The organism is Sphingomonas sp., from assembly GCF_019242355.1.
In the GTDB taxonomy this organism is placed as follows: Bacteria; Pseudomonadota; Alphaproteobacteria; order Sphingomonadales; family Sphingomonadaceae; genus Sphingomicrobium.
In genome coordinates this window covers 1-5,593 of record NZ_JAFAVR010000008.1, presented here as the reverse complement: position 1 = coordinate 5,593, position 5,593 = coordinate 1, and the positions used below count along the sequence as shown (strand labels likewise).

5 protein-coding genes are annotated in these 5,593 nt (G+C 66.5%); all 5 read right to left on the bottom strand.

All coding sequences use genetic code 11. From position 1 onward, the window contains the following. Window positions 1–708: Wzz/FepE/Etk N-terminal domain-containing protein (locus JOZ79_RS00245; RefSeq protein ID WP_294068956.1), on the bottom strand; the 708-nt coding region annotated here is incomplete at its 3' end. 64 nt (window positions 709–772) lie between these two features. After that, window positions 773–1,528 (bottom strand): hypothetical protein, encoded by a 756-nt coding sequence (locus JOZ79_RS00240; RefSeq protein WP_294068953.1) that lies wholly within the window; start codon window positions 1,526–1,528, stop codon window positions 773–775. 196 nt (window positions 1,529–1,724) lie between these two features. Next, window positions 1,725–3,902 (bottom strand): polysaccharide biosynthesis tyrosine autokinase, encoded by a 2,178-nt coding sequence (locus JOZ79_RS00235; RefSeq protein WP_294068950.1) that lies wholly within the window; start codon window positions 3,900–3,902, stop codon window positions 1,725–1,727. Window positions 3,903–3,905: 3 nt separating this feature from the next. Then, window positions 3,906–4,619: a polysaccharide biosynthesis/export family protein gene (locus JOZ79_RS00230; protein WP_294068948.1), complete on the bottom strand. Its 714-nt coding sequence runs from the start codon at window positions 4,617–4,619 to the stop codon at window positions 3,906–3,908. A gap of 262 nt (window positions 4,620–4,881) precedes the next feature. After that, window positions 4,882–5,593, bottom strand: a 712-nt coding sequence (locus JOZ79_RS00225; protein ID WP_294068945.1) for a hypothetical protein, incomplete at its 5' end; no start/stop codon positions are given.

The following is a 5,593-nucleotide window of genomic DNA, read 5'->3' as shown; positions in this document are numbered from 1 at the left end:
GCTCTGGTTGGCCGCGTCGCTGTTTGCGGCGAGGTCGATCAGGCCCGTTTGCCCGCGATAGGCGGCGACGGCGGCTTCGCTCTTGAGAACGTCGGAACGCACCAGGTTGATGCGGTCGCGGAGCAAGGCGATGTCCTGGTTCAGCTGGCGTGCCTGGGCCGACCGCTGGCCGCCCGTATAGGCGTTCATGGCGGCATTCACGATCCTGGCGGCAAGCACCGGGTCCGCAGTCTGATACTGCACGTTGATCGCGTAGGACGTGCCCGAGCGAACCGGCAGGAGCCCGGCCTCGATGACCTGGATCGCGCGATCCCGCGGCGACTGGCCGCCGGTGTCGGGCGAATCGCTGAGGCCAAAGCCCTGCATGCGATCGAGCCCAAGGCCGTCGACCACGGCGGCGGCAACGGCCGGCGACTTGATCACCTGGACTTCGGTTTCGACCGAGGAGGAGTCCGTGACCAACGGCTTCTGGTCATCCTTTTCCGCGACCAGCTGGTCCGGCTGACGATCCAGCGCGACGGTTCCGATCGCGAGATATTGCTTCGGCGCGATCGTGTAGGCGAGCGCCGCCAGGAACAGGACGACGACCATGCTGATCGCCACTGGCCAGATGCGCCGCCTGAGCATTGCAAGCAGGTTGCGTGGATTGAACAGGCTGCCTTCGGGCTCGGCCGTCTCGTCTTCGACGAGGGTGAACTGGGTCGTCATCGGAAGCGCTCCTGCGCGAGAATGGGTTGGTGAGTTGAATAGGGGCTGCAGCCGGCGGGATCTCTCATCGCGAACATCCCGGGCCGAGATGGACCTCTGCCTCCTCGGCATGCTCGCCGACGATTTGGGTCCCCGGCTGAAGGTGCAACGTGCATCGGTCGATCGTGATCCTGGACGGTCCGCCGATCTTGATCAGCGGAGCGTCCGTTGACGAGCTGGCGATCAGGTGCCGGATGTGGATGTCCGCGCCCTGTCCGACCCAAATATGGGCATCGCGGGGATCGGAGCTGGTCAGCGTCCCCGCGTCGACGGTTCCCCACAGCCGATAATTCCGGCCGTTGCGCTCCGACGTCAGGCCATCGAGCTTCGTGTTTTGGCTCTTGAGGTCGAAGCCGCCGTCGCTGTTGTCCGTTGACGAGACGTTGGTGATCGACAGCCCATCGACGGTCCGTTCACTCGCGATCCCGTCCCCGTTGGTATATTTCCCGGGCACCCGGACCATCTGGAAGCCCGAGATGGTGCCGTCGCTGATCGAGATGTTCTGGCCGACCCCGATGGCGATCCCGCTCGGCAGGTTCGGGGACGTCTGTGGCACCGGGTCCATCTGCAAGTGGAAATTCTGAATGCGGACACCGATCGCGTCGCCGCGGATGCGGATCCCGCTGCGCTGCAGCGACCGGGCGTCGATCCCGGTGATCGTCACGTTGTGGAGCGACGCGCCCTTGTCGGTATCGATCCCGCGATAGACCTCGCCGAGCCGGAGCGGCCCGATCGTGCGGTCCTGAACCGAGCCCTTGAGGTTCATGAAGGGCGGCGGCATCGGCGGCCCACCCTGCTGATCCGGGCCGTCCTGCCGATCCTGGCTGCCCTCCCGATTCTGTTCGCCCAGCCAGCGCGGCCCGTGCGGGCGATTCGCGGCGGCCGCTGACGGAATCAGCAGCAGGGTGGCCGCAACGAGGGCTGCGCATCGTGCGGCGCTAATCACGCCATGGGACGGAGTCGGGAAGGGCATCGGGTCAGACCGACTGGAGCCGCGGGGTTCGCCGCCGCTCGCCATATTCGTAAAGGTACAGGTTCGACGCGGAGCCCGACCGGCTGACGTCGAACTTGGTAAGCACGATCCCGGCGAACTTCGCGCGGCTTTCCATCAAGCGGTGGATCGCGCCGCGGACGTCGCCGATCTTGGCGCGGCCGGCTTCGACGACGAACACCGTCCGCTGAACGGCGGCGGCGATGCGCGGAGCATCGGCGAGGCCGAACACGGGAGGCGCGTCGAAGATGATCACGTCATACTGCTTCGAAAGATAGTTCAGAAGCTGCTTGAGCTGACGCCCGCTGAGGAGCGCGGCCGGACTTGCGGGCGAAGGGCCGGCAAACATCACCGACAATCCCGGTGTCGAGGTGCGCGCGATCGCTGCCTCCGGGGTCGACAGGTCGGCAAGGACGGTGGACAGGCCGAGCGCCGAGGTACCATCGACATATTTGTGAACCGACGGCTTGCGCATGTCGCCGTCGATGATGAGCGTTCGGCGGCCGCTCAGCGCGAAATCCCGGGCGACGCCGACCGCGGCCGTGGTCTTGCCCTCGGCCTCGCGGCTGCTGGTGAAGGCGATCGCCTTGGGCAGGCCCTTGGTCGACGTGCCCTCGAGCGAGCCGCGGAGCGCATAATGGGCCTCGGACAGCGGCGAGCGCGGGTCGAGGAGCGCTTCCGCCGGATGCTTCACCCGCGGCAGGACCCCGAGCACTCGAAGCTGCAGCGCGGCTCCGACCGACTCCGGCGAGCGCAGGCGATCGTCGCGCCGCCAGGCGAGTAGCACCCACACCAGGCCGAGCAGCAAGCCGCCAAGCGCACCCAGCCCGGTCCAAAGCACCGGATTGGGTGAATAAGGCGTATCGGGCGCAACCGCCGGATCAATGACGCTGACGTTGCTGGCAATTAGCCCGGCCGCCGTGTTGGCGTCGTTCGAGCGCTGCAGGAGGACGCTGTAAAGCTGCCGGTTGCTGTCGGCATCGCGCTTCAGCCGGTTGTACTCGACGCCCTTGCCCTGGTCCGCAAGCGTCTGGCTCTGGAGCTGTCCCACCGTGTGGGAAAGGTCCTGCTCCTGCCGCACGGCGGTGTCGTACTTGTCATGGAGCGAATCCTTGATGCTCTGCGCAAGCGCCTGGATCTGCTTCTGGGCCTCGGTGATCTGGGCAGCCGCGGCTTCCACGTCCGGATGGCTGTCGAGCCGGTGCTGGCGTTGCTCCTGATAGGCAGCCTGCGCCTCGGCCAGCTTCTGGCTGAGCTGCTGGATCGCCGGATTTCCGAGCACCTCCGGCAAGCTCATCAGCGGAGTTGACTGGGCCGCGCGCCACCTTTGCTCGGCCGCGATGCGGTCGGCGCGCGCCTGCGAATAGGATTGGTTGACCTGGGTCAGGTCGTCGCTTGCCAGCGAGTGAGGCGCGGCGTCGCCGCTGACGGAGGCCGTGCCCGCGGTCGGATCGATGAGGTTCGACGCGCGCGTATAGTCGATCAGCGCCTTTTCGGACGCGCCGAGCTTGGCCTTGGTCTCGGCAAGCTTCTGATCGAGGAAGTGGCGGGCGTTCTGCGTCGCCGCGTCCTGGCGGGCCAAGCTGGTGGTCGCAAAGGTGTTGACGTAACCGTTCGCCAGCAACGCCGAGAGGCTCGGGACCTTGCTGTCGGCGCTGATCGTCACGACTCCCGAGTTCGACGAGCCGGTCGCCTGAACGCTGTCGTGGATTCGCCGCTCTAGCTCGGCCTTGCGAGCGGCCGGGGCCGTCGCCCGGACGCCGAGCGCCTTCGCGACCTGCGCGTTGCCGTCGAGATGAAGCGTCTCGACGACGTCGGACGCAAGTGCCCGGCTGCGCAGCACGCTGAGCTGCGCGTCCATGAACGCCGTGCTCGGGGCGGCCTTGCCCGTGGTTCCGTCCTGTGCCGCTGGAGCCGCCTGCTCAAGCTCGATCTGAGCCTGGGCGCGATAGGTTGGCGGGACGACGTAGGCGAGGGCGAGACCCGTGGCGATGCCCGCGACCAGCAGCGCCGCGACGATCCAGCGGTTTCGGCTCAGCGCCGCGAAGAAGCCGTTTTCCGCCTTGACCTCGCCAACGTCGAACGCCGGCTGGATGAAGGGAGATGGCTCCGCAAGGGCGGTCCCGCTGCTGCCGAGCGGGACGAGGCTGCCTCTATCGCTCACCGATCATAGCCCGCCGGAGAACAGCCGGAAGACGCCATAGAGCGGGTTGACCGACATGATGTTCTGCCAGGCTTCGCGGCGGCGCGAGTGGCCGACGATGACGACATCGTTGGGCGCAAGCACGGGATCGGCGGCCTGGCCGCGGCGGATCTGGTCGACATCGAACAGGGCGCCCATGCGCTGCCCATTCACCGACCGGAATACCGCGACCTGATTGGTTGCAGCCAACTTCGTTTCTCCCTCGGCCAGTGCGATTGCCTGGAGCAGCGTCGTCGGCCCCTTCACGTCAAAGACACCCGCCTTGGTGACTTCACCCTGAACGGTGATGTGGTCAGGGACCGAGCTTGCCACCGAGACCGAGACCTGGGGGTTCTTGAGGTATCGGTGCGCGAGGTTCTGCGCGATCAGGGCGCTGACCTGACTGGTGGTCTTGCCGCCCGCCGCGATCTGGCCGACCAGCGGCATGTTGATGTTGCCGCGCGAGTCCACCTGCAGCGGCGAGTTTGCCGGCGTCGAAAGGTCCGGTTCCTGGAAGACGGTGATCGTCAGCGTATCGAGCGGAGCGATCCGATAGTCGCCGGTTTCGACGACGGCGGGGCTGGGAAGGGCGGTGTAAGCGGATGCGCCCTCCGGAATGTTGGCGCCTGAGAGCGTTGGGCCTTCCGCGCACGCCGCGACGAACAGCATGAGGAACACAGCAAGCAGGCTACGCAACATAAGTACCTCCAAGGGAAATGGCCCGTGCAAATACGCCCGGTCCCCCATCGCCTCATTACAACAAGACTTCCGCCCGGGCTAGGACGTTACGTTAGGAAGACATTATCTTACATGAAGTTAAGAACTTCTTTAGTCGCTACAGACGCGCTGTGCCATTGATGGACATCGCCTGACAGGCGGACTTTAGCGCCGAACCACCGGCTTGCTCATGCGTAGCGCAGGCTCGCTATACGGAGCGGGGATTCCGGTCGGGAGCCAAGTTTCAGCTCCCGGCCTTGGCCGTGGCGTCGGCGAGCGGAGCAAGCGGATCGGGCTGGCCCGCCGGAGCCGCCGACTGTGCTATTGGCACTGCGGGCGCGTTCACCGGCATTATCGACAGGCCGGCTACCAGTAGGGGGTAGGCCGATCCCAAGGTGACGAAGCGATCGCGCGCCGACTCGAACACGCGCAGGCGCTGTACGAGCAGCGGGACGAGATCGTGCCCGTGCCGGACTTCCCATACAACCTGGCGCTGGGCGGCCGCGTCGCCGCTCGTCAGGGCGATCATTCGGCTCAGGATAGCCGCGACCAGTTGCTGGTCGATCGCCGATGAACAGGGACTCGTCGCCGCGGAAGCGGCCTCCGCATCGGTCTGGGACCACCATGTCAGATAGTCCGCGGCAGCCTGGCCGAGGCGAGCGCCGAGCGGGTCCGGGTCCCATCCGGACGGGGCACCGTCCCTGCGCCTGGCCCGCTTGGCCGGAGCGGCAGAGCGGACCGAGGCGCATGCGGTCGCGGGTGAGTCGGGAAGCGCGATGGCCAGTGAGCCGATGGGGACGCCCGCATAGGCCTGGAGATCGCGAGCGGCGGATAGCAGTCGTTCGGCGAACTGCTTGCGGTCACTGGTCGAGCGCTGCCTGACGAACGCGGAATAGGCGGGGGAGGCGGTGAAATCCTTCATTGCCGCGGCCAGCTGATCGACGCCCAACGCCTTC

What these genes read in the sequence shown, in the direction of transcription:
- JOZ79_RS00230 (WP_294068948.1), bottom strand. Translation starts at nt 4,619, where the DNA reads ATGTTGCGTAGCCTGCTTGCTGTGTTCCTCATGCTGTTCGTCGCGGCG.
- JOZ79_RS00240 (WP_294068953.1), bottom strand. Translation starts at nt 1,528, where the DNA reads ATGCCGCCGCCCTTCATGAACCTCAAGGGCTCGGTTCAGGACCGCACG.